Source organism: Cognatishimia sp. (assembly GCF_049116455.1).
In the GTDB taxonomy this organism is placed as follows: Bacteria; Pseudomonadota; Alphaproteobacteria; order Rhodobacterales; family Rhodobacteraceae; genus Cognatishimia.
The window spans coordinates 52,580-76,424 of sequence record NZ_JAGDYW010000006.1 but is presented as its reverse complement, the minus strand read 5'-3'; the positions used below and the strand labels follow the sequence as shown (position 1 = coordinate 76,424).

Here is a 23,845-nt window from a genome sequence, read left to right as displayed (position 1 = left end):
TTAGACCTCTGCTGGAACGGCCAGTTCGGCGAAAACTTCGGCCGTGTCGCGTCCTAAGGTGGGGGCGACGGCACTAGAGATCGGAGCTGCGCCGTCAATTCGGATTGGGCATTTGGTCGTCTGGGCTTCGTTTCCAGCTTCAGAGCGCAGGGTCTGCACTAAATTTGCGGCCTCGAAGCCTTCGGTTTTTACGAAGTCGACCCAATTCAAGACTGGAGCACACCAAATCCCTGCGGGTTCGAGGATATCAAGCCAATGCTGCGTCGGCTGAGTTTTGAAGACATTCGCGACGATCTGCTTGATTTCATTTAAGTGACTAAAGGCCTGACCTTGGGAGTATTCCGCGATTACTGGTGCCTTAAGCAAATCAGCAACCACATTCAGTGGGGTCATCGCAAAGGCCATATAGCCATCGGCTGTTTTATAAATACCATAAGGTGCCGGCTGATATGGGTTGGCATTGCCAACCTCATGGCGCGCAGGTTGCCGGTTGTCATCGTTGAGAAAGCACGTGAACTGCTCAAATGTCAGGTCAATCGCAGTTGTCATCAGATCGACTTCGACCAAACCGCCCTGCCCTGTGGTGCCACGTCGCAACAGACACGCGAGGATGCCCTGCACAAGGTTGCCCGCCGTTGCCACATCAAGCATCGCAAAGCCCGTTGGCACCGGCCCATCGGCGTCATTACCGTTCAGCCATGCGATGCCGGACAGTGATTGTACCAGCAGATCCTGGCCCGGTTTTTTCACCCATGGCCCTTCGGACCCGTAGCCAGAAACAGCCCCATAAACCAAACCCGGATTAAGCTCTTTGACAGTTTCATAGCCCAAACCGATCCGCTCCATAACACCGGGGCGGAAGTTGTGAATCAGCACGTCGGCGGTTTTTATAAGGCGCTTCACCTGATCAAGATCGCCAGCATCCTTGAGGTCCGCTGCCACGCTTTTCTTGCCGCGGTTAAACGTATGAAAAACAAGGCTGTCCCCTTCCAGTCGCTGATCATTCACAACCATATTGCGACATAGGTCACCGCCCTGCGGGCGTTCAATCTTGATCACTTCGGCTCCAAGGTCAGCCAAACGCATCGCTGCAACGGGCCCAGCAAGGAACTGAGCGAAATCCAAAACACGAAGTCCTGAAAGTGGGAGGCTATGCGCGCCGTCTGACATTTAATATTCCTTTAGCTATTGGGTAAGTGGAGCTTCAAAAGGGCTTTCATCTAAGCGAAAGCCAAGTGATTGAGAGAGTTCAACAGCAGAGACCCTGAGCGTCTGCAAGGTCTCTTCTGCAGAGGAGCTATCCCCAATTTGACCGATGAAACCTGAGGTAATTGCGCCAACAACTCCGCGTGCATCAAACACAGGTACACAGAGGTTGCGCACTCCCTGGATCATTTTGCTGGGGGTATCTTCAAACCCTGTCAGCTTGATGCGCTCAAAACGTTCCTGAACGTCTTTCTTCTCTGCGCTTGGCAATCGAGACAGGTAACGTTTTTGGACTTCGTTAGAGGAAAACGCCAAGATTACATGGCCAGAACTGGTTTGATCCACCGGGAAAAGCGCCCCGGTTCGTACCGCGTAGCCAGCAGGCAAAGGGCTATGAACCGAGCTAATGACCAAGACGTTCTTACGGTTCAGAACACCCAAATGGCAGGACTGATTGGTGCGCGCGGCGATGCGTTCCAAGATGGGTAACGAGGCCTGGATCAATCGCTCGGTTGGATCATGGCGATGCGAAAGCTCAAACATACGCAGGGTCAAGGCATAGCGGCCTGTCCCTGAATCCTGATGCAAGTAGTCGCGTTCGTTCAAATAAACAACAACGCGATAAATTTCGCCCATCGTGCGGCCAAGCGAGTCAACGATTTCATTCATCGTCAACCCGTCTGGGGTCTCCGCCAAAAGCTCCAGCACATCCAGTGCCTTTTCCACCGCCGGAACGGAGGACTTTTCCTTTTTACCCGGACCTTTTTTATCGCTCTCTTGTTTCGCCATGCTGATCGCCCCTTTTTGTCAGGCTTTCAACTTAGCAAGTTCGCGTTTGGCGAAACAGAGTGACATCAGTTCATTTTCATTTCGAAGACCTTGCTGTGTTGTCAGATCCATTGCGCTTCTCACCGCAGACTTAACCGCCTGCGTCGCAACGGTTGAATGCCCAGCGATTTTGGCGGCAACATCGCGCGCTTTCGCGACTTCTTCACCCTCTTCCACCAACCACTCGATCATCCCGACACGCTCGGCTTCCTCAGCCGTAAATCGATCACCGGTCAGCAAATACTTCATGGCCACGCCGTAGCCGCACATCCGAGTTAAATGTTGGGCCGCGCCGCCTGCGCCGTTCCAGCCTAATGCGACCTCTGGTGCAGAAAACACCGCTGATTTTGCAACGACCCGAAGATCGCAAGCGAGTGCAATCTCCAGGCCGCCACCAAGTGCCCATCCCTTCACAGCCGCCACGGAAGGTTTGCGCAGCTCCAGAATGGGAGGGAGGTAATCGAAACGGTTCCGCCAAGCCCAAAAGTCTTCGTAACCTTCAAGCGCTTTGATATCTGAACCCGCACAAAAGGCACGTTCACCCGCGCCACGAAACACGACGACATGCGCAGCCTCGGTGTCGTTGGCTTCCGAACAACAGTCGCCGATCTGACGATACATCTCCGGCGTCAGCGCATTATGTTTCTGCGGCCGATCCAGAATGATTTCAGCGACATTTCCATTAAGTTCAAAGCGGACTTGGCCATCGGTTTGGTCAGACATTATGGACCTCAGTTGAATTTCAAATTTGGCAGCCAAAGGGACAGCTGCGGAACGAATGTGAGAACAAAGAGCATGCCGAACAGAAGAACGTAGAACGGCATGGCAGCTTTGATGAATTTGGCGATCGAAACCCCGGTTATGGAGCAGGTTGTAAACATCAGGGTTCCCAGCGGTGGCGTCACCCCAGCGACGGTCAAGTTAAAGACCATCACGATCCCAAAATGCACCGGATCGATCCCAACCTTGGTAATCACGGGCACAAGGATGGGTGTCAGCAGAATCAAGGCAGCGGAGCCTTCGATGAACATGCCCACAACGATCAAAAGCAGGTTGATCAGGATCAGGAGCAGAAACGGGTTTTCCGTCAATGCCAGCATTGCATTGGCCAATGCCGTCGGAATTTGCTCCCAGGTCATGTAAAACCCAAATGCACTCGCCATGCAGATCACAAGCAAGATCACGGCTGTCGCTTGCATGGTTTGCTCGAGGATCGGTTGAATATGCGACAATTTCAGGTCGCCATAAATGATGCCGACGATAGCCGCGAAGGCGACCGCCATCGCACCCGCTTCAGTTGGCGTGAAGAACCCCAGACGGATACCCAGGACGATCCCAACTGGCACCATCAGAGCGAGAAACGCAGAGACAAAAGCGCGTCCACGCGCAGCCCAAGACATAGGTTTTTCAAATGCGGGCTGCAGTTTCAAGCGACGCGCTTGCAACGCGACAGTGGCCATCATGCCTGCGCAGATCACGACACCAGGCACGATCCCCGCAAGAAACAGTTGACCAATAGAAACATCCCCCATGAACCCATAAAGGATCAGCCCAATCCCCGGCGGGATGATCACAGAGATGATGGATGAGGACGCTGTGACTGCGGTAGAAAAGGCAGGATCATAACCACGACGGCTCATTTCAGGGACTAGCACTTTGGATTGCATCGCAGCATCGGCATTGGCCGATCCTGAAACTCCACCAAGCAAGGTCGAAAGCAAGACGTTTACCTGCGCCAACCCTCCCTTCCAATGCCCGGTCATCGCTTCGGCAAAGGCCATCATGCGGGAGGTAATGCCCGCGTAGTTCATGACAACGCCAGTCATCACAAAGAGCGGCACGGCAAGTAGCGGGAAAGAATGTGTTACGGCGACAGCGCGTTGCACAAAGAGTTCTGGTGGCATCGCGCCAGAGATCAAAAAGAAAGACAGCGCTGCGATACCGATGGCAATCGCGACAGGAATGCCTATGCCAATTCCGAGCAATAGAATGAATACTGGAGCGATGGTCATAGAGTGTCCTCCACCGAAATTGGCTGAGGATCTTCAATGATATTGAGGAGCCGCAGGGCCGACGTCACAGACATTCCGACAAAGCAAATTGTCGTCGCGAGGTAGACATAGCTGAATGGGATATCCAAAACGGGTGACGGTCGTGTCGCCCCTTTTTGCATCATCAATACGCTTAGGTAGGATACGTAGATCAGAAACCCGAGCACGATTAGATCGCCAAGCCTCAGAACCGCTGACCGTAACGACGGGGACAAACTGTCGATCAGCAGTGTCACTCGGATGTGTCGACCATCCCGCAGAGCTGTCATAGCTCCGATGAAAACCACCCAAGTGAATAGAATTCCTGATAACTCGGTTGTCCACACCGCTGGGCGTTCAGTGACATAGCGTGTCAAAACACCCCAGAGAACAGACAAAACCAAAATGGATAAAGCTGAAAAGGAAATCAGCGTCTCCACGCGTTTGATCCAATGTCCAAGCATTTGCATCAACGCACCCTCCCTAAGTCATACCCCGGCCACCCAAAGGCAGCCGGGATCTTCCATCAATTATCCAGAATTGAACGCACTTGGTCGTATAGACCTTCAGACCAATCCGGGAATTTGGTGTAAACGTCTGCGGTTGCTGCTTGGAAGGCCCCAATATCGACATCACGGTTAAAGGTGACACCTTCTGCTTCCAGCTTCGCGATCCACTCTTCCTGACTTCCAAGCATCAGGTCCGTCATAAACGCACCGGTTTTGACAGCTTCCTCATTTATGATGTCCTGAATGTCCTGCGGCATGCCTGCAAACACATCGGAGTTCATCATCAGGCCGGTGAAGCCTTTGAAGTGACCTGTCAGAGAGATGACTTTCTTAGTCTCATGCAGCTTTGCGCCATAGATCGAGGGTAGCGGTGCTTCGGCACCTTCAACGACCCCAGCTGATAGAGCGGAGTAGACCTCGCCCCACGCAACCTGTGTCGGTCGCGCGCCCATAGCGTCAAACGTTTCAACCCACATAATGTTAGGCGGTGTCCGGAAAGTCATGCCGGCCGTGTCATCAGGATTGCTGATCTCTTTGTCAGACAACATGTGACGAGAGCCAAAGAGCCAGTTCAACGCCAGTAGTTCAAGGCCTGATTCATCACGCAGGCGATCTTTCATGCCTGCATATAGATCTGAGTCCACGATTTTCTGAAAATCGCGTGGGTCCTCCATAAGATACGGTCCACCAAGAACACCGAAATCGGCAACAAAGTCGCTTAGGTAGCCAGGATCCGAAATTGTGATGATTGGCGCGCCCGCGCGCACCTGTTCAAACACTTCGGGGTTAGACCCCAATTGCGCATTCGCAAAAATCTGGATGTCAACGCGGCCTTCGGTGCGGTCTTCAACGTTTTTGACGAATTCCTGCATTGCTTGATGTAACGGTTCTTTGTCCGATGTCACATGCGCAAGGCGGAAAGTGTAGTCCGCTGCAGATGCCAACATTGGGGTCAGAGCAAGCGCGGTGCCAGCGAGAACAAGTCGGCCCAAACGGCCAAGTTCAATAGTCATAGTTTCCTCCACGGTCGAATGAGTTCCACCCCAACGCTGGGGTTGGGGTCCTGATTCGGAATGAATGAGTTTTCGACGCGTGATTTTGATAGCATCACTATTTCATATTTCAAAATAATTTTTATACTTGAAATTTAAAGGCGACCTATGTCAGAACTATTGGCATGCCGACTTGGGGGAGCGAATTATGAAGTTGAAGGGCATGACATGGGACCACCCGCGAGGGTTTGATCCTGTCGTTGCAGCATCCCACGCCTATGCGGCGACCACTGATGTGCATGTCTCTTGGGACAAACGTTCCCTACAGGCTTTTGCGGACGCTTCTATTCAGGATCTCGCTGCCGAATACGACTTTATTGTGTTGGATCACCCACATGTTGGGCAGATTGCAGACCAAGGCGCGCTTCAACCACTCGACTCAGAGATCGACGTGGCCGCTTCACTCGGTGGTTCAGCCGAATCCTATGTATGGAAAGGCCAGGTCTGGGCCTATGCAATCGATGCGGCATGCCAAATGGCTGCGTATCGTCCAGACCTGAAAGCGCCACTTCCCAAAACATGGGAGGAATTCCTAAAGCCAGATGCATCGAAGTTTCGCCCTCTGACCCCGCTCCTTCCGGTTGACGCCTTTGACATGTTCATGACCTTGGTTGCAAGTCGCGGTGAAGAAGAAATGCCGCTCAACGCGCAAAACTTCGTGTCAGACACAAACGGCATCTATGCGCTTAACATACTGCGTGCGCTATATAATCTGGGGCCAGACGAACAAGCCGACATGAACCCAATCGCTGTGCTCGAAGCCATGAGTACCAGCAATGACTTTGCCTGTTCCCCCTGTCTTTTTGGCTATGTGAATTACGCACGCACAGGGTTCCGCGATTACCAGGTTTCCTACTTTGATCTACCCCTATGTGAAGGCCACGCCCTACCACGTGGCATTTTGGGTGGCGCCGGCATTGGGGTCTCTGCAAAAACACAGCATCCTGAAGACGCTAAAGCCTTTGTGAAGTGGATCACATCTGCGCCTGTGCAATCAGGGCTCTACCTTGAGAATAATGGTCAACCTGCCAATCGAAACACATGGCTTGCGCAAAGCAAGAAAGCGGACGCAGCCGGTTTCTTTAAGGGTGGCTTTCACACAATCGACAACGCCTGGACCCGTCCACGCGATGTCTGGTTTCTCGGTTTCGTAGATGATGTCTGCGACATCTTCCCATCATTCTTCCGCAAGGCAATCCCGGCAGAGACGTTCCTCGGTCAGATCAACGCCTTGTATCAAAAGCACGTAAAAAAGGACGTCTAAATGCCGATTGCTGTCATCACCGGTGGAAACAAAGGATTGGGTTTCAGCCAATCGCAACGGTTTCTCGACGCTGGGTTTGACGTCTATGTTGTTGCCCGCAGCGAGGGCGATTTCGCCGCGCTTAAAGGCAATTCGCATTTTGTCGAATGTGACATTGCAAAGGACCGCAGCAGCTCCTTTTTGACCGAGATTTATAACGCACACGGCCCAATCACGGCTTTGGTGAATAACGCAGGCGTACATCTTAAAAAGCCTATCTGGGACGTCGCACCTGACGAACTTGATAAGGTGCTCGATATTAATGTGCGCGCCATGTTTGCGGCCTGCGGTGAATACATCCGCCTGCACAAGAAAGTGGGTGGTGCTATTGTGAATGTCGCCTCTATGGGCGGTATCATGGCCCTGCCCTCTGCAGCGGCATATGTGACCGCGAAAACAGCCGTCGTCGGCCTGACACGCTCTGTGGCGGTGGATGCAGCGCAATTCGGCATCCGTTGTAACGCCGTCAGCCCTGGTTTCATCGACACAGATATGACCCGTGCGGTTCTCGCAAAAGATCCAGCGCGGCGCGACAAAATTGAAGGTCGCATCCCGACCCACAAGTTCGGGTTCCCGGAAGATGTTGCCAACTCGATCTTTTATTTGGCCTCTGATCAGGCGGCCTACGTGAATGGTGTCAACCTGCCTGTCGACGGCGGGTACGCCATTGGATTTTAAGGAATATTTAAATGTCACTCATTGAGACAAAACTGACCGCAGCAAAAACTATAACCGTCGGCGATCAAACTCCTGCTGCAGAGATTCCTGAAGGCCATGCGCGTCTGCGCCTTGCTGTCGGGTCGCTTTGCGGCACCGATCTGCACTATTACTCTCATTTCGCAAATGGCATCTTCGTCCTTAAAAACCCGGTGACCTTGGGTCACGAGGCCTGCGCTTATGTGGTTGATCCCAATGGCACCGAGTTGAAAGAAGGTCAGCTGGTTGCACTGAACCCAATTATGAATTGCGGAGCGTGCGACGCCTGCCAGAATGGTGAAGAAAACCTCTGCACCAACAAGAAATTCCCAGGGTCGGCCACGACGGTGCCGCATCTGGATGGGTTCTTCCGTGAAACGATTGATCATCCGGCACGTTGCTGCCGCGCGGTCAATGACGATGTGGACCCAAAACACCTGACCTTTGCTGAGCCCATGGCCTGCGCGCTTCATTCTTTGAACAAAGGAGGCGTGAAAGCTGGTCAAAAGGTTCTGGTCACTGGCTGCGGCCCAATGGGTCTTTTGGCCATCGCAGGTGCTGCCGCACGCGGGGCGCATGTGACAGCAGCCGATCTTCGACCAAAAGCGGTCGAACTCGCGCAAAAAGTTGGGGCCGAGGCTGGCCTTATTGTCGGGGAATTCGATGAGGGAGAGATCGAAGGCCAGTATGACGTTGTGGTTGAAGCAAGTGGTGCCATTCCTGCGTTCAATATGGCTCTAAAGTCTGTGCGCAGAAAGGGAACTGTATCGATCCTAAGCAACATCCAGATGGGTGCAGCTGAGGTTCTTTTGAACCTCATCATGCTGAAAGAGATCAAGGTTGTCGGCTCATTTCAGTTCAATCGGGAATTTGAGGAAGCGGTTCAGCTTATCGAAGCGAAGAAAATCGATTTCGATAAGCTGACGGCCGCCAGCTTTCCCTTGAACCAGACAGATCAGGCATTGGAGTTGATGGCGTCGGGGGGCGCCTTTGGAAAGATTATTTTGCTCGGTTAGCCGGGCAAAAGTTGGGAGGGATATGACAGAAACATATGATCACATTGTGATTGGAGGCGGCTCGTCAGGTTGTGTCGCCACCTCACATCTGGTCGAGTCTGGCAACAAGAATGTTTTGTTGCTGGAGGCTGGACACCACCACCGGCATCCATTGCTGGACATGCCACCGGGCGTGTTCAAACTGCTGAAAAACGGCTCGAAATTCTTTAAAACACATGAATCTGTCCCGCAGGATCACCTGAACGGACGGAAAGCCGAAATCCCACAGGGTAATGTTCTTGGGGGAGGGTCTTCGGTGAACGGCCAAGCCTATGTACGTGGTCGCCCATCGGACTATGAAGAATGGCACGAAATCCTGCGCGGCAACAACGATGCAGTCAGCTGGGAATGGAAAGAGGTTCTCACTAACTTCATTTCGCTGGAAGGCAACCGCAAGTTTAACGACGATCTGCATGGTGCTGAGGGCAAGCTTACGGTGTCTGATCCCGGCTATATCGACGATGTCGCGCGTTGGTTTGTACAGGCCATTCAGGCTCAGGGTGAGCCGTTCAATCCAGACTTCAACGGCAAAGATCAGCGCGGTGTGGGCTATTTCCAGTTCACCTACAATCAAGGTCAGCGCGTTTCGGCAGCCTATGCTTTCGTCGAACCACTGATGCGGGCGAAAGACAAGCGCTTGACTGTTCGCCTGAATGCGCGTGTGCAGAAAATCCTTATCGAGGATGGCCGTGCGGTTGGCGTTCAGTACAAAGACAAATCTGGCGTTTTGAAAACCGCACGCACAAAAGGTGAAGTCCTTCTGTCATCTGGCGCGTTGATCACGCCAAAAATCCTGATGCTTTCAGGTATTGGTCCAGCAGATCACCTGAAGGAACACGGCATCGACGTGGTTTCTGATCTGCCGGGTGTGGGTCAGAACTTACAGGATCATCCGGATGTCTCCATCGTGGCCCGTGCGAATGGTCCATATGGGTATTGGGGTCAGGATCGCGGGTGGAACATGATCCGCAACGGGATTGAGTTCAAACTCTTCAAACGCGGCAAGATCACAACAACCGGCCTTGAAGCAGCGGTGTTTGTGAACCCAACAGATCCGGAAGCGCCTCCAACGCACGAAGCTTACTGCATCCCGATCATGTATCTGGATGAAGAGAAGCTCAAAGAGATCGGCGATGGGCACGGCGTTTCGATCCAGATCGTCCTTCTGAAACCGCATTCTCGCGGCGAAGTGAAACTGGCCTCTTCGAACCCCGATGACATGCCTCTGATTTCACCGAACTTCCTGAAAGATGAACGGGATATGGAGGCTATGGTGACCGGCCTGCGCTATTTCCGCCAGACCATGGAAACCAAACCATTGGCGGATCGTGTGCAGGAAATTGTTGCGCCGCTCCCAGACAAATTCACGGATGAAGGGTTAAAGGATCACTGCCGCGAATTTGTGAAAACAAACTACCACCCGGCTTGCACCGCAAAGATGGGCGCAGATGGCGATAAAATGGCTGTTCTTGACGCTCGGATGCGCGTGCGTGGCGTCGAAGGCCTGCGCGTTTGCGATATGTCCGCAGCGCCAGAAATCCCAGCCGGTAACACCAACGCACCTGCCATGATGCTCGGCCAGCGCTGCGCTCAAATGGTGCTCGGAGAACTCTGATATGACTAGCTTCGCCAAGCTCTTTCGAGAGCATAACATCATCTTTGTCACCATCGCGCTTTGCCTGGTGTTCTTTTTGATCAGCCCACGGTTCTTGAGCGTCGACAACATGTCGGCAATCTCGCGCCAGATCGTACCGATTGGCCTGATCGCCTTGGGTCAGTTCTTTGTGGTCGTCTCTGGCAATATCGACCTGTCTATGGGCATGGGATCGGTTCTCTTTGCAATCGTGCTTGGGGTGATCTTTGGGATCACCGGAGGCGTCGCCCTTGGGATTGTTGCCGTTATCGTTTTTTCACTGGCGTTTGGTTTAGTGAATGGGCTGCTGGTAGCAAAGTTAAAGCTCCCGTCGTTTATCGTGACCTTGGCGGGTCTGTTCATCGCTCAGGGGCTGTCAGGCCTGATCATCCCCCGAGGGCAGCAGATTTTCTTGATGGGCGGCTTTTTCCGGTTTGTCGGCGCTGAGAAGTACTTTGGCTTCTATGCCAGCTTCCTGTTCCTCGTCCTGCTCTTTGCGCTGGCCTATATTGTCTACAATCACACGCGCTGGGGCGCTTATGTGATTGCAATCGGCAATAGCGAGGAAAACGCGAAACTGGCCGGTATCAACGTCGATCGCGTGAAAATCGGTATCTTCATGTTCTCTGCGCTCTGCAGCGGGTTTGCAGGCGTAATCCTGTCCTCTCGTATGGGCTTTGTGCAGCCGGGCCTTGATGGCAACGGTCTGCTTTTGGATGGCATCGCGGCCATCATTATCGGTGGAACTCTGATCCTTGGCGGGCGCGGCACTGTGACCGGCGCCTTTTGGGGGCTTTTGTTCATCGGTGTCACCAACAACGCCTTGAACCTGCTGAACGTCACCGACGTCTGGCACCAGGTGTTCAAGGGCTCAATTATTCTGGCGGCGCTCGGCGTCAACTGGGTGCTGTGGCAATCCCGCCAGGCTGAGGCGCACTAACAACGCATAAATGAGAGGTGGCTTTCACCACCTCCACCACAAATTCTTACTAGGAGGAGAATAAGAATGAATACGCTTACCAAACTGACTGCGGGACTTGCTGTCGCTGGTTCAATGATGGGGACAACCGCGCTGGCCGATGACGGCACGCTGGATGTTGTTTTCATCAACGATGGCCACGTCGCACCCTACCACGTCGCTTGGCTATCTGGGTTTGAGGATGCCTTGAAAGCCTATGACGATGCCTTTGACGATGTGAAAATCTCAGGTCGCTGGCTGTCTGCTGAAGGCTCACTGGAGAAAATGATCCAGCAGGCTGAGGTGACCATCAACGAAAAGCCAGAAGTGATGTTTGTGAACGCAATCAACGTCGATGCGTTTGAGCCACTGGTCGCAAAAGCGCAGGCAGAAGGCATCACTTGGATCGCAGTACACTCCCCAATGGAAAGCGCAGACTATAGCTTTACACTGGGTGACGTTGTGAACGGCACCAACCAAGGTATGGCAATGTGCGCCCTTTCAGGCGGAGAACCTTACAAAGTCGGCATCATGCTGGGCCAAGCAGGTAACCCATCCGGCGAAGCACGTCGTGAAGGTATCCTGAAAGGCATCGCAACCTGTGACAACATTGAAATCGTGGCAGAACAGCCTGCAGATTGGGACACCGTGAAGGCTCAGACCATCACCGAAAACTGGCTGACACAGTTCCCCGATCTGGATGCGATTTCTGGTGTGACCGACGGTTACATGTACCCAGCGATTGCCGTGTCCCAGAACTCTGGCCGCGATGATATCGACTTCTATGGCTATGATGGCGACATTCCGATCATCTCTCAGATGGAAGGCGGCAACGTCAAAGCGGATATTCTGCTGTCTGGCACACGCGAAGGCTGGAACTTTGTTCAGATGGCCTACCGCATCCACAAAGGCGAAGAACTCGACAAAGTCTATGACTTCTTCACCCCACTGGTTCTGAGCAAAGCAAACCACGAGGCTGCTCTGGCAAACGGCTTTCCAGCTGATGTTCAGGTCTATCACGTGGAAGAGGCACTGGAAGTGGCTGCAAAAGGCTACCTCGAGTTCGGCCCAGATTCTGTGAAGTAAAAGCTTTGCCTTGGCGCCCATCGGGGTGCCAAGGCCCATTCAAAGGACTCCCAAGATGGCAGATATTCCGGCAACCTCTCGCCCCAGTTTCTCACTTGATGGACTGACCCTGCGCTACGCGGTTTTGGTCGGCTTGATTGTGATCGCCTCTATTGGCTTCAGCATGGCCAATGACAATTTCTACTCCATGACCAATATTGGCATTTTGCTGCGGTCCATTTCTGTTCTGTTCTTGGTGTCTATGGGCATGACCTTTGTCATGCTGACAGGCGGGATCGACCTTTCTGTTGGCTCAAACGTCGCGTTTTCCGGTGGTGTTGGGGTTGTCACCCTTGTGTCTACCGGCAGCCCTTGGCTGGGCTTTGGAGCCGCGCTCATTGCGGGCATGGCCATCGGTTGGCTCAACGGCTTCTTTATTGGCAAATTACAGCTCTCGGCCTTCATGGTGACGCTTGCGACCTTTGCCCTCGCCCGAGGTCTGGCGCTTGTGATCTATGACGCTGACTCAATCAACGTTCATGATCCGGTCTTCTTGTGGCTCGGCGGCACCAGCTGGGGCAACATGCCAGTGGTGATCCCATTCGTGATCCTGATGTTCGCAGCGCTTTCCGTGCTTTTGTATAAGACCAGCTTCGGCCGCGATGTTTATGCGACCGGATCAAACTTCAATACGGCCTTCGTCCTGGGTCGCCAGCCTGGCCGCAAACTGATCTGGGTCTATGTCCTGACAGGCGCACTTGCAGGTCTTTCAGCAATCATCACCGTTGGCAGGGTTTCTTCTGGTCAACCCTGGACCGGGCTCTATCTTGAATTTGACGCCATCACCGCCGTTATTCTAGGGGGCACCGCCCTCGATGGTGGACGCGGCAAACTGCTCGGCACGATCCTTGGAGTGCTGCTCTACGGCATCATCATCAACGGTCTCGTCCTGACAGGCACCAACCCATACCTGCAAAGCGTTATCAAAGGCGCAATTCTCTTGGGTGTTGTCCTGCTCGACACATATACACAGCGAGGTAAAGCGTGATGGGTAATCGCATCGACATGAAGGGCATCGACAAAAGCTTCTTTGCCACCCGCGCCCTGAACAATGTGAATTTCTCCTGTGTCTCAGGCGAAGTGCATGCCCTCGTTGGTCTGAACGGTGCCGGGAAATCAACCCTCATGAAAGTTCTAGGGGGGGTGATCGAGCGTGACTCTGGCACCATCGAAGTGAATGGCGCTCCGGTTGAGATCAACTCCCCCTCTGATGCCAGCGCGCAAGGCATTTCAATGATCCACCAGGAATATTCCCTGATCAACGAATTAACGGTTGCGGGCAATATTTTCCTTGGTCGCGAATTGAAAAAGAACGGCCCCTTCCTCGACAAACGTGAAATGGCACGTCAGGTAAAAGAGCAGCTGGATCGTTTCGGTCTTGATCTTGATCCCTACAAACCCATCCGCGAGTTGAACTCGGGTGAAAAACAGATCGTCGAAATTATCCGAGCGCTGATGTCAGACAGCTGGCTGATTGTGATGGACGAGCCGACCTCTGCGCTGTCAGAAGAAGACAAGGGTCGCCTTTTCGAATTCATCGACCGGATGAAAGCCGAAGGCATTTCGATCATCTATATATCGCACCATATGCCCGAAATCTTTGGCATCGCCGAACAGGTGACCGTTATGCGCGATGGCGAGATTGTTCTGTCAGAACGAACGGCGGAAACAACTGAGGACGCCGTCATTGCGACCATGACCGGCAGCGAACTTGAGAACTTTGTGAAACCCCACAAAGACATACTGGGCGAAGTTTTGGTCTCTGTTTCTGGCCTCTCAAAGAACGAAACCTATAAAGACATTTCGTTTGATGTTCACCGGGGCGAAATTCTCGTCATGACTGGTCTGCGCGGCTGTGGTGCGCCGGAACTCGCCAAGGCGATATTCGGTCTAGATGGCGACTACGAAGGCAGCATCACTTACCGGGGCAGCAAGTTGAAACCGGGGCGCGGACCAGCGGTCGCAGTGAGCGACGGTATGGGGCTTGTGACGGAAAACCGGGACAAGAACGGTATTCTCCCGCAGCTCTCAGTGCGCGACAACATCGCCCTTCCCTTCTTAGAGAAATCCCAAAAGGCGGGCATCCTTGATGGTCGTGCCATTGAAAACGTGGTTACAAAAGCGATTGCTGACACCTCCACCAAAACCTCTAGCCCGAACCAGGAAATCCGTTTCTTGTCAGGAGGCAATAAGCAGAAAATCTGCTTCTCGCGCTGGCTGGACCCTGACCTTGAATTCCTGATCCTTCTAGAGCCGACCCGTGGTATCGATGTCCATGCTAAGGCTGATATCTACCGGATCATCGAAGACATGGCTGAACGCGGGGTCGGCATTCTGATCCTATCATACGAAATCGATGAGGTGATTATGCTCGCGGACCGTGTTTTGACCCTCTACCAAGGTCAATCCATATCGGAATTCACCTATCCTAAGTTTGATAAAGACCAGATGCTTGCAGATATCGCCGGCGTTGGTCAGGCCCATTAAAGGAACCAAAGATGTATTATCAGAGCTTTATTGATAACGAGTTCATCGACGCCTCAAACGGCGCGCGGATGTCCGTTGCAAACCCGGCAACGGGCGAGCAATGGGCCGAGGTTCCAGCCTGCACCGGCGACGATGTTGCGCGCGCTTTGGCCAGCTCGCAAAAGGCACAAAAGGACTGGGCGCTTCTGCCGCCCATCCAACGGGCCCAACACATCTATGCGATTGCAGAGGGTATCGAAAAAGAGCGTGACCTGTTTGAGGAGCTACTTGTTAAAGAACAGGGTAAATCCCGTGCCGAGGCCGCAGGTGAAGTCACGGATACGATCCGGTACATGACCTATTCAGCCGAAGCAGCGCGCCGTCTGCGTGGGGATATCTTCCCGTCTGATAACCCACGAGAGCAGCTCTTTATCTACAAAGTGCCTTACGGCGTGACGCTTGGCTTAATGGCGTACAACTACCCGCTTGCATTGATCGGGCGTAAAGTTGGCCCCGCGCTTGTGACGGGCAACACCATGATCATCAAGCCGCACGAAGCGACCCCTGTGACTGCTTCGGTGTTCTGTCGCATCGTGAAAGAAGCTGGCGTGCCTGCGGGCGTGATCAATATGGTCACCGGCACTGGCGCCGAAGTCGGCGCGCCGCTCACCGAAAGCCCGATTGTACGTATGATCACCCTGACAGGCTCTATCCGCGCCGGTCAGATGATTGCAGAGGCCTCAGCGAAGAACATCACGGCGCTGTCTCTGGAGCTTGGGGGCTCGGCACCATTCATCGTTCTGAAAGATGCAGATATTGATGCTGCAGTCGAAGCAGCGGTCATCGCACGTTTCGCCAACGCCGGTCAGGTCTGTATCTGCAACGAAACCGTATTGGTCGAAGAGGCCATCGCTGATGAGTTCACAGAAAAGCTGTTGAAACGCGCGGCCGAAGTCAAACTGGGCGATCCGGCCACCAATGGTGGCATGGGGCCGATCACCACACCTGCGGCACTGGAACGTGTCGAGCGCATCGTCGCGGGCTCCGTTGCAGGTGGTGCGAAAATCGCCATTGGTGGCAAGCGTCCGACCGAAGCGGAGTTCCAAGGCGGGAACTGGTTTGAGCCGACGGTTCTGGTGGACGCAACACCAGAAACCGCAGCGGTTCAAGAAGAGATCTTCGGGCCTGTTCTACCAATCGTGCGCGTGAAGGATTACGAAGAAGCGCTGGCCATCGCCAATGATCGTCCTGATGGTCTCTCAGCCTATCTCTGGACACAGAACCCATCCGTTTATATGGACGCAATCCAACGTATGGAAACCGGCACAATCTTCCTGAACACCGGTATCATTGGCTACATCCAAGGCTATCACAATGGCCACAAACTCAGCGGTGTGGGTGGCGAGGATGGCGTACATGGTATCGAAGGATACCTGCAAAAACGGACGGTCTATCAGAAGTTCTGATCAACCAAGATCGCATGTCGCAAATAGAAAGCGCCCCAGATTGGGGCGCTTTTTCATTTCTGATTTATTATGTTCAAGCCAGATCAACCCCGAACCATTCAAAGGCGTTGTCGCTCTCGTTGATCCAGCCATGCTCTGCATTCGGCGGGAACATGATCAAATCACCAGCCGCAAAAGGCAGGCGGTCTGTCTCTTTTCCGTCGGCGTTGTATAGCGTGAGCTGGCCACTGCCCTGTGTCACATAAAGCGCGTAGTCGTTTGGACCCGCATGCATTGGAACTTCGCCGCCCGCGGGCACGCGCCCCTTGGCAAAGGTCACACCTTTGCCAGGCAATTCGGCGAGTACTGCATATTCAATGCCGAGTTCCGGAACCGCATCAAACTTAGGTGTGTCTTTGGTCTCACTCCTGTCACTCACGTGAATAATCTTGGCCATTCGCCCGCTCCTCTTGCTTTGCGGTTTGCTTCATTCGGCGGCGACGCGCGGCGTATCAATACCAATGCGTTCGGCGCGCTGCGCCTCCAGAGAGGCTTGCTGACGCACTGCAGAATATCGGTCGATGGCAACCGCCGCCAAAAGCACAGACCCACGCACGATGTCATAGATGTAGGGCGAGGCATTCATCAGGTTCAGGCCATTGTCGATCAACACAAGAAAGACCGCTCCGATGACAGAACCGACTACGGTTCCAGACCCACCACTGAGTTTTGTCCCACCCAAGATCACAGCCGCAATCACGGTAAATTCGATCCCGATCCCGATGCCTGATTGCAACCCGCCAACCCGTGCAAGCAGGATCAGTGCCGCAATTCCAGTCACCAATCCACTAAAGCCGTAGACAAGGATTAAAACCTTGTCGACAGGCAGATTTGTTTCTTTGGCAGAGCGTTCAGAATTCCCAATTGCGCGCGTATACACACCAAGCCGCGTGCGACTTAGCACGTAGACCCCAATGATCAGCACCACGATCAATATCAAGATTGGCACCGGAATGCCCAATATGCGGCCATTGCCTATAAAACCCATCTCACGCGGTACTGGAATGTTCTGTGCCCCCGTCAAATGGATCGCCGCACCACGATAGATGGAATACGTTGCCAGTGTAGTAATCAGAGGCGAAATCTTGAACTTCACCACCAATAGCCCGTTCAAAGCCCCCAACAGGGTCGCGCAGGTGATCGTAGCCGTGAAGGCGATCAAATAGCTCTCTGTGTCCATGTAGAGCTGCGCAAACAGCGCAGAGGTCACAAAGAGAATGGCTCCAACCGAAATATCAATGCCCGCGGTGAGGATAATAAAGGTCATCCCAATGGCCATGATAGCTGTCACACTGGACTGCACCAAAATGGCCTGAAAATTCGACAGGGTCAGAAAAACCGGTGACACAACGGATAGAATGCCCGCCAGCACAATGGTCGCCAGTGCAATGGCCACCCATTTCTGACGCGACATCAAGGATCGAAGTTTCTGGCTCATACTTCTGCCTCCCCACCGGCACTTGCGGCAAGTGAAATGATTTTGACTGCGTCGTAGTCTTCGCGCTGAAACTCCCCGACAACGCGCCCTTTGCGCATCGCCAACATGCGGTGAGTGGTGTGTAGGAGTTCTGGCAAATCAGAGGATACAATCACGATGGTTTTCCCAGCGCGCGCCAAATCTGCAATCGCCGCGTGAATGTCGAACTTTGCCCCAATATCCACGCCTTTGGTCGGCTCATCGAAAATGAGAATTTCCGGGTCCATCGCCAGCCAACGACCCAGCAGCACTTTTTGCTGGTTGCCCCCTGACAGATCGCTCACATCGTTTTCGATATGTGGAATGGATACGTTCATTGTGTCCACAACCTCACCGGCCTTACGGCGCTCACCCCGAAAACCAAAGCCAGAAAGCTTGCGTTTCACAAAAGCCAGAATTGCCGAAGCGGAGAGGTTTTCACGCACTGGACGGTTTAAGAACAGGCCGTTGCTGCGCCGATCTTCTGTGATGTAGCAAAGCCCGCGCGCCTTCAGGCCTGCAACAGATCGATCTTTGACCACCTCGCCATGGGCAACGATCTCACCTGTGGCGCGGCGTAGACCAAAGATAGCTTCGGCCACCTCAGTCCGTCCAGCGCCCATAAGGCCAGATATCCCCAAGATTTCACCTTTATTGACGCTGAAAGTGACGTCCTTGAAATCGGTACCGGATAGCCCACGCACTTCTAGGCCGACCTCGTCAGTTGGCGCGGTCAGATCAACCTGCGCATCTTTCAGAGTGCGCCCGACCATCATCTCTTCTAAGGCGCGTTGGGGCACATCTGCGAGTGCACCCTGCCCCACCTGCTGCCCATCGCGCAGCACAAGGAAAGTGTCACAGACGCGGTAAATCTCTTCCATGAAGTGAGAGATAAAGATGATGCCAAGCCCGCGCTCTTTCAGCTTATCAATGATGGCAAATAGCTTTTCACGTTCAACCGCTGTCAGCGAGGTCGTGGGTTCATCCAGGATCAAAACACGATCTGCATGCAAAAGCGCTTTGGCGATTTCCACCACCTGCTGTTTGCCTGCGCCCAGAGTTTCAATCAAAGCACGCGGATCAATTTCGATCCCAAGAAAGTCGATCTGCTCTTTTGCGATCTTTTCTGCCTTAGCCCAATTCACGCGGGCGGATGGTCCGGGCAGATCCGATACACAGATATTTTCTGCAACCGTCAGAGACCCAAACAAAGACAGCTCTTGGTGAACAGCCGACACGCCGTGTTCAGCGGTGTTGATCCGCTCAACGGCTTGCCCATTGACCAAGATCTCTCCTTCGGTCGGTTCCAACAACCCGCAGAGCATGTTCTTCGTTGTGGATTTCCCTGCGCCATTTTCACCGACCAGAGCCAATGCCTCGCCGGGGCGAAGGTCAAATTCAACACCATTCACGACAACCTTGCCTGAAAAGGATTTTTTCAATCCCCGGACAGAGATCGCGGGTTTTACCGATTGATGCTGCATCATGCCCGCCCTCGTGCGCCAAGACGCATCGCAAGATAGGTACCAAGGAATATCAGAACGCCCTGAATGATCAGCTGATCATAGAACGGTATTCCCACAAGGTTCAGACCGTTTGTCAGGATCGCCAAAATGGCAACGCCCAGCAATGTGCGTTCGACAGAGCCTTCACCTCCGTTCATACCTGTACCACCCAGAACAACGGCACCGATGATGATCAGCAAAAGCGTGTCGCCGACACCCGGAATAGCGTTGCCTAGATTGGCGATTGAAATGAAACCGGCAGCGCCCGCCATGGCGCCTGCAAAAAGGTAGACGCTGAACTCAATGAAACGCGTGTTGATGCCAACATGGCGCGCGGCATCTTCGTTAGAGCCAACCAACATCACATACCGCCCCCAGGTGGTCTGAGACATGGCGAAGGCAGACAAAAGCACCAATGCCAGAGCAATCAGCGTGACAGCCGGAATGCCCATCCAAACCATAAAGCCAAAGTCGAGCATCCAAAACGGTGTGCCTTTGACCGCAATCCCCTGGCTAAGCACAAAGGCGATCCCGCGTGCAATCAGCTGTGTCGCCATGGTTGTGATGAAGGGCGTCAGGCGAAAATACCCGATCAACACTCCATTCAGCGCACCAAACCCAAGGCCCACAATCACAGCCGTCACGGCTCCTAGCGCCACATTGTCTGTTTCGGCCATCACAAGGCCGGCAATGACCGCGCTGGCGCTGATCACCGTCGAAATCGAGAGATCAATCCCCCCTGCCAGAAACACAACCGTCATGCCAATCGCGGCAATCAGGACGACAGCATTCGCGCCCAGCATGGCCTCGAAGTTACCGGTCGTCAGAAAAAAGGGAGATAATAGAGAAAATCCAACCAACAGCACCGCGATAATCTGCAAAGCTGGGTAGGATTTCAGAAACTTCAAAACAGGCTGCACGCACTCATTTCCTTAAATCGAAAACCCCGCGCTTGATGTGGCGCGGGGTCTGAATGGGTTTGCTTACTTAGGTGCGCCCCAGATTTTGGCTTTGTTCGCTTCTGCGTCGGCAGCCGTATAAAGGTTGCCACCCACGTAGTTCAGACGATCAACAGACTCGCCAGCCAGGATTTTTGCAGCCAGATCAACCGCTTTCCGACCCGTCGCCTCTGTCCCCATGACGACAAATGCATCTGCTGTCCCGGACAGAACCGCTTGATATCCGTCGTTAGATCCATTCACGCCGGTGATCACAACGTGACCATCTTTACCCGTCGGCATCAGTTTCCCAAGGTCAGTCAGAACAGTTTCAACCGCTGGAATATGCGTGTCTGTTGCCGCAAAAACTGCAGCTACATCCGGGTTTGCTTGGAAAGCGTTCTGCGTGCCAGACAATGCGCGCGCGGAATCCCAATCTGTCGGCACTTCGATCAGATTAACGTTTTCCAAAGACGCAATACCTTCGCGGAACCCCTTAGAGCGGTCGATGCCGTTCTGATCGTTAAGAGCCCCAATCAATTCGACAATTGTGATTGGCCCTTCTTTGCCAGCTAGAACATCAGCGGTGTATTCACCAGCAAGACGACCATCAATCAAAGAGTCTGGCCCCACAAAGGCCTGAACCACGCGGCTGTCAGGCAGGTCACGGTCATAGGCAACAACCGGAATATCTGCGCGCTTTGCAGCAAGCAAAGCACGTTCAATTGTGTTCTGGTCCACAGCACACACCAAGATTGCGTCAACACCCTGAGCGATCAGGGATTGAATCTGCGCGTTCTGCTGTTGCGCATCGCCATCTGCGACCACTTCTATAACGTCATAACCACGATCTGCTGCTTCAGCCTTAATGCCATCGTTCACCGCAACGCGGCTTTCAAACAATTGGTCTACGGACAAGCCGATGGTGATTTCAGCGAACGCTGCACTTGCAGTCAGCATGGCGCCAGCCACCACTGCTCCGAAAATCTTCTTCATGATCTAAGTTCCTCCAAAAACGATCAACCGCGGCGAAACTCGTGCCGCGGATTTAATACAAACCGAGTCCTCCTCAGGCTCACTTTCATTTAAGCAAGTAATTTTTATATATGCAATAACAGATATTATTTAGGACAAAATTCTTGGTTTTAGACGCCGCATTGAGGATCATGCGGCTGCATCGGTTCTCGCAATCGAAGTAGCAAACAGCGCCCGTTAGACGGATTAGCCTCTCTGCGCTGCAGAACGAATTACTGGCCTAGAGCTCTGCATTGGGCCATTTAACCTTCCCAACCGTGGACTAGTTAATCCCGACATCACTGAGTCGAGTCTCAGAGTCGGACGCGATCATCGCGCCTGAGAAATTCCGCCTTCATCTATCGGGTTCTAGTGAAATCTCACTTATCAGTTTAGATCTGCGGTCGAAAACGTCCGGTAGTTGTCCAGAAAAGTTGCATCGGTTGCCGTTCCATTTTCGTCCCCTTGGGGAGATCTCGCTGACCAAATCAAACTACGCATTCCTGAACACTATCTGAACAATGTCATGTTCAACCCGATTTGAGAACTCGTATCGATGACCAGGTGCTCCTAAAGATAAGGCGTGATTGGTTGCGCGAACACGGAAAACTCTGAGCATATCTATAACGTCCTTGATCATGCGGGCGTTCAATATCGATCTGACATCGGTATTCATAGCTCCCACATGGGATATTCGATGATCGCGATGAATTTGGCGGTTGGTGTGATTGAACCATTTGGTGCCGGACTTTGGCGCGTAAATGGCGTGGTCACTCGGCCGTTTGAGCCAAGCGTTGAATATTTTTAAGTCATTGCGACGCCTGAAGGGCTGCCCTCCACAAAACACCTTGAGGCTTTGTGCAAATTCTCAGGCATGTCGCTGCGGAAACCGCCGCTCGGTAGTGCACGCATAAAAATACCCACCGCATGTCACGGTGGGTATCACTTGGATTATCCCGAAGTCGCTTTAATAGGTTGCACGCCCACCTGATAGGTCGAAGACGAACCCTGTTGTGTATGAGCAGTCTTCGGAGCACATGAAGGAGACCATTGAGGCGATCTCATCGATGGTGCCAGGGCGTCCCATTGGGATTTTGGACAGCATGTAGGCCAACTGTCCTTCTGTGACGTCATCCAGCATCTCTGTGCGGATCACGGCCGGGCACAGCGCGTTCACGCGGATATTGGAGGTCGCCAGTTCTTTGCCAAGAGATTTGGTGAGGCCGATCACCGCCGCCTTGGAAACAGAGTAAGCCGAGGCGTTCGGGTTGCCTTCCTTGCCCGCAATCGAGGCAATGTTTGCAATGCGCCCGTAGTCTGATTTCTGCATGATTGGCACAATGGCCTTACAAGTGTGGAAGATCCCGTTGAGGTTTACTTTCTGCACAGCGTACCATGTCTCGATCGGGTACTCGGTTACAGGTACATTGACCCCGGCGATCCCTGCGGAGTTTACCAGCAACTCAATCCCACCAAGCTCCACCTCTGCCTGCGCCGCAGCCGCTTCGACGTTGGCATAATCGCTGACATCAACACGCTGTGTGATAACCGTGCCAAGCGACGATAGCGTGTCTTTGGCCTTAGCCAGGGTCTCTTCACTGATGTCCCACAGCGCTACAGAGGCACCACTTTCCAGAAAGCGTTTTGCAACCGCAAACCCCATGCCGCGCGCGCCTCCGGTGATCACGGCGCGACGCCCCTTCAGATCAAATTGGTTCATAACTTCACCACGGTCTGAGCTTGTTCACCCAATCCTTCGATGCCAAGCGTGACCTTGTCGCCAACATTCAGCCAGACCTGCGGGTCCATGCCTGCACCCACACCCGGAGGGGTGCCTGTACAAATTAGATCGCCTGGCTGCAGTTCAGTAAATTCGCTCAGGTAGCTCACGATGGTCGCCACATCAAAGATCATCGTGTCGGTATTGCCGGTTTGCATCCGCGTGCCGTTCACATCCAGCCACATGGACAGCGCCTTGGCGTCATCCAGCTCATCGCCTGATACAATCACGGGACCGGTTGGGCAGAAATTCGGGAAGCTCTTGCCCTTGGCCCATTGGCCGCCGCGCTCCATCTGCCAGGCACGCTCGCTCACATCGTTCACCAGCACATAGCCCAGAACATGTTCCAGCGCGTCGTCTTTGGAGATGTTGAGCGCTTTCTTCCCAATCACAATGCCCAGCTCAACTTCCCAATCCAGCTTGGTCATCTTCTCGCTAAACAGGATGTCATCGTTTGGACCGCAGTAGGTCACAGAGGATTTGTTAAACAGGATCGGCTCATCAGGCACTGGCAGGCCCGCCTCCACTGCATGGTCAGAGTAGTTCAGACCGATGCAGTAGATATTGAACGGCTGCGCAGAGGGTGGTGCGATCCGTTTGCCTTCGATATCCGCAACGGGCAGCGTGGTTGGATCCACGGATTTCAGCTGATCAATCACCTCTGGCGTCAAAGAGCGCGGGCCGAAGTCGCCAACAATGCTGGAAGCGTCTCGCGCCACGCCATCAGCGTCCAGGATGCAGGGAGTTTTGGAACCATCTCGGTCCCCATAGCGCATCAGTTTCATA

General features: G+C 53.4%; 23 protein-coding genes. 10 read left to right on the top strand and 13 right to left on the bottom strand.

Annotated elements, in window-relative coordinates:
* The 6 genes from JXQ85_RS15735 to JXQ85_RS15710 are packed head-to-tail and all read right to left on the bottom strand — an operon-like array spanning nt 1 to nt 5,586.
* Complete coding sequence (locus JXQ85_RS15735; RefSeq protein ID WP_421749920.1) at nt 1–1,170, bottom strand: CaiB/BaiF CoA transferase family protein; 1,170 nt, start codon at nt 1,168–1,170, stop codon at nt 1–3.
* A 15-nt stretch (nt 1,171–1,185) separates the two neighbouring features.
* A complete protein-coding gene (locus JXQ85_RS15730) occupies nt 1,186–1,995 on the bottom strand; it encodes an IclR family transcriptional regulator (RefSeq protein ID WP_421749919.1) in 810 nt (269 codons plus the stop codon).
* 18 nt (nt 1,996–2,013) lie between these two features.
* Entirely contained in the window at nt 2,014–2,757 is a 744-nt protein-coding gene (locus JXQ85_RS15725; RefSeq protein ID WP_421749918.1) for an enoyl-CoA hydratase/isomerase family protein, read from the bottom strand.
* Nucleotides 2,758–2,765: 8 nt separating this feature from the next.
* Nucleotides 2,766–4,046, bottom strand: coding sequence for a TRAP transporter large permease (locus tag JXQ85_RS15720; RefSeq protein WP_421749917.1), 1,281 nt, complete (start codon nt 4,044–4,046; stop codon nt 2,766–2,768).
* Nucleotides 4,043–4,534, bottom strand: a complete 492-nt coding sequence (locus JXQ85_RS15715) for a TRAP transporter small permease (RefSeq protein WP_421749916.1) — start codon at nt 4,532–4,534, stop codon at nt 4,043–4,045. The genes JXQ85_RS15720 and JXQ85_RS15715 overlap by 4 nt, the downstream gene beginning before the upstream one ends.
* Before the next feature lie 56 nt (nt 4,535–4,590).
* Entirely contained in the window at nt 4,591–5,586 is a 996-nt protein-coding gene (locus tag JXQ85_RS15710; protein WP_421749915.1) for a C4-dicarboxylate TRAP transporter substrate-binding protein, read from the bottom strand.
* 187 nt (nt 5,587–5,773) lie between these two features.
* On the opposite strand from JXQ85_RS15710, the gene JXQ85_RS15705 reads away from it, so the two are divergent.
* The 9 genes from JXQ85_RS15705 to JXQ85_RS15665 all read left to right on the top strand — a co-directional run bounded on the left by JXQ85_RS15705 (nt 5,774) and on the right by JXQ85_RS15665 (nt 16,327).
* On the top strand, nt 5,774–6,889 hold the full coding sequence (locus JXQ85_RS15705) for an ABC transporter substrate-binding protein (protein WP_421749914.1): 1,116 nt from the start codon (nt 5,774–5,776) through the stop codon (nt 6,887–6,889).
* On the top strand, nt 6,890–7,606 hold the full coding sequence (locus JXQ85_RS15700; RefSeq protein WP_421749913.1) for an SDR family NAD(P)-dependent oxidoreductase: 717 nt from the start codon (nt 6,890–6,892) through the stop codon (nt 7,604–7,606).
* An 11-nt stretch (nt 7,607–7,617) separates the two neighbouring features.
* Nucleotides 7,618–8,640: a zinc-binding dehydrogenase gene (locus JXQ85_RS15695; protein WP_421749912.1), complete on the top strand. Its 1,023-nt coding sequence runs from the start codon at nt 7,618–7,620 to the stop codon at nt 8,638–8,640.
* 22 nt (nt 8,641–8,662) lie between these two features.
* Nucleotides 8,663–10,294, top strand: a complete 1,632-nt coding sequence (locus tag JXQ85_RS15690; RefSeq protein WP_421749911.1) for a GMC family oxidoreductase — start codon at nt 8,663–8,665, stop codon at nt 10,292–10,294.
* A 1-nt stretch (nt 10,295) separates the two neighbouring features.
* Complete coding sequence (locus JXQ85_RS15685; RefSeq protein ID WP_421749910.1) at nt 10,296–11,252, top strand: ABC transporter permease; 957 nt, start codon at nt 10,296–10,298, stop codon at nt 11,250–11,252.
* A gap of 66 nt (nt 11,253–11,318) precedes the next feature.
* Nucleotides 11,319–12,356 carry a sugar ABC transporter substrate-binding protein gene (locus JXQ85_RS15680; RefSeq protein ID WP_421749909.1) on the top strand — a complete coding sequence of 346 codons (1,038 nt, stop codon included), beginning with the start codon at nt 11,319–11,321 and terminating at the stop codon, nt 12,354–12,356.
* 55 nt (nt 12,357–12,411) lie between these two features.
* The gene (locus JXQ85_RS15675; RefSeq protein ID WP_421749908.1) at nt 12,412–13,383 is read left to right on the top strand and encodes an ABC transporter permease; all 972 of its coding nucleotides are present in this window, start codon (nt 12,412–12,414) and stop codon (nt 13,381–13,383) included.
* The gene (locus JXQ85_RS15670; RefSeq protein ID WP_421749907.1) at nt 13,383–14,882 is read left to right on the top strand and encodes a sugar ABC transporter ATP-binding protein; all 1,500 of its coding nucleotides are present in this window, start codon (nt 13,383–13,385) and stop codon (nt 14,880–14,882) included. The genes JXQ85_RS15675 and JXQ85_RS15670 overlap by 1 nt, the downstream gene beginning before the upstream one ends.
* An 11-nt stretch (nt 14,883–14,893) precedes the next feature.
* A complete protein-coding gene (locus JXQ85_RS15665) occupies nt 14,894–16,327 on the top strand; it encodes an aldehyde dehydrogenase family protein (RefSeq protein ID WP_421749906.1) in 1,434 nt (477 codons plus the stop codon).
* 73 nt (nt 16,328–16,400) lie between these two features.
* On the opposite strand, the gene JXQ85_RS15660 is transcribed toward JXQ85_RS15665, so the two are convergent.
* The 5 genes from JXQ85_RS15660 to JXQ85_RS15640 all read right to left on the bottom strand — a co-directional run bounded on the left by JXQ85_RS15660 (nt 16,401) and on the right by JXQ85_RS15640 (nt 21,261).
* Nucleotides 16,401–16,763, bottom strand: a complete 363-nt coding sequence (locus JXQ85_RS15660; RefSeq protein ID WP_421749905.1) for a cupin domain-containing protein — start codon at nt 16,761–16,763, stop codon at nt 16,401–16,403.
* A 30-nt stretch (nt 16,764–16,793) separates the two neighbouring features.
* Entirely contained in the window at nt 16,794–17,804 is a 1,011-nt protein-coding gene (locus tag JXQ85_RS15655) for an ABC transporter permease (RefSeq protein ID WP_421749904.1), read from the bottom strand.
* Complete coding sequence (locus JXQ85_RS15650) at nt 17,801–19,309, bottom strand: sugar ABC transporter ATP-binding protein (protein ID WP_421749903.1); 1,509 nt, start codon at nt 19,307–19,309, stop codon at nt 17,801–17,803. Before JXQ85_RS15650 ends, JXQ85_RS15655 begins: the two co-directional genes overlap by 4 nt.
* Entirely contained in the window at nt 19,306–20,247 is a 942-nt protein-coding gene (locus JXQ85_RS15645; RefSeq protein WP_421749902.1) for an ABC transporter permease, read from the bottom strand. The genes JXQ85_RS15650 and JXQ85_RS15645 overlap by 4 nt, the downstream gene beginning before the upstream one ends.
* A 63-nt stretch (nt 20,248–20,310) precedes the next feature.
* Nucleotides 20,311–21,261, bottom strand: a complete 951-nt coding sequence (locus JXQ85_RS15640; protein WP_421749901.1) for a sugar ABC transporter substrate-binding protein — start codon at nt 21,259–21,261, stop codon at nt 20,311–20,313.
* A 601-nt stretch (nt 21,262–21,862) separates the two neighbouring features.
* On the opposite strand from JXQ85_RS15640, the gene JXQ85_RS15635 reads away from it, so the two are divergent.
* Entirely contained in the window at nt 21,863–22,087 is a 225-nt protein-coding gene (locus JXQ85_RS15635) for a hypothetical protein (protein ID WP_421749900.1), read from the top strand.
* A 159-nt stretch (nt 22,088–22,246) separates the two neighbouring features.
* On the opposite strand, the gene JXQ85_RS15630 is transcribed toward JXQ85_RS15635, so the two are convergent.
* Both JXQ85_RS15630 and JXQ85_RS15625 read right to left on the bottom strand, forming a co-directional pair.
* Nucleotides 22,247–22,999, bottom strand: a complete 753-nt coding sequence (locus JXQ85_RS15630) for an SDR family NAD(P)-dependent oxidoreductase (RefSeq protein ID WP_421749899.1) — start codon at nt 22,997–22,999, stop codon at nt 22,247–22,249.
* The gene (locus JXQ85_RS15625; protein WP_421749898.1) at nt 22,996–23,844 is read right to left on the bottom strand and encodes a fumarylacetoacetate hydrolase family protein; all 849 of its coding nucleotides are present in this window, start codon (nt 23,842–23,844) and stop codon (nt 22,996–22,998) included. The genes JXQ85_RS15630 and JXQ85_RS15625 overlap by 4 nt, the downstream gene beginning before the upstream one ends.
* Between the last annotated feature and the right edge of the window lies 1 nt (nt 23,845).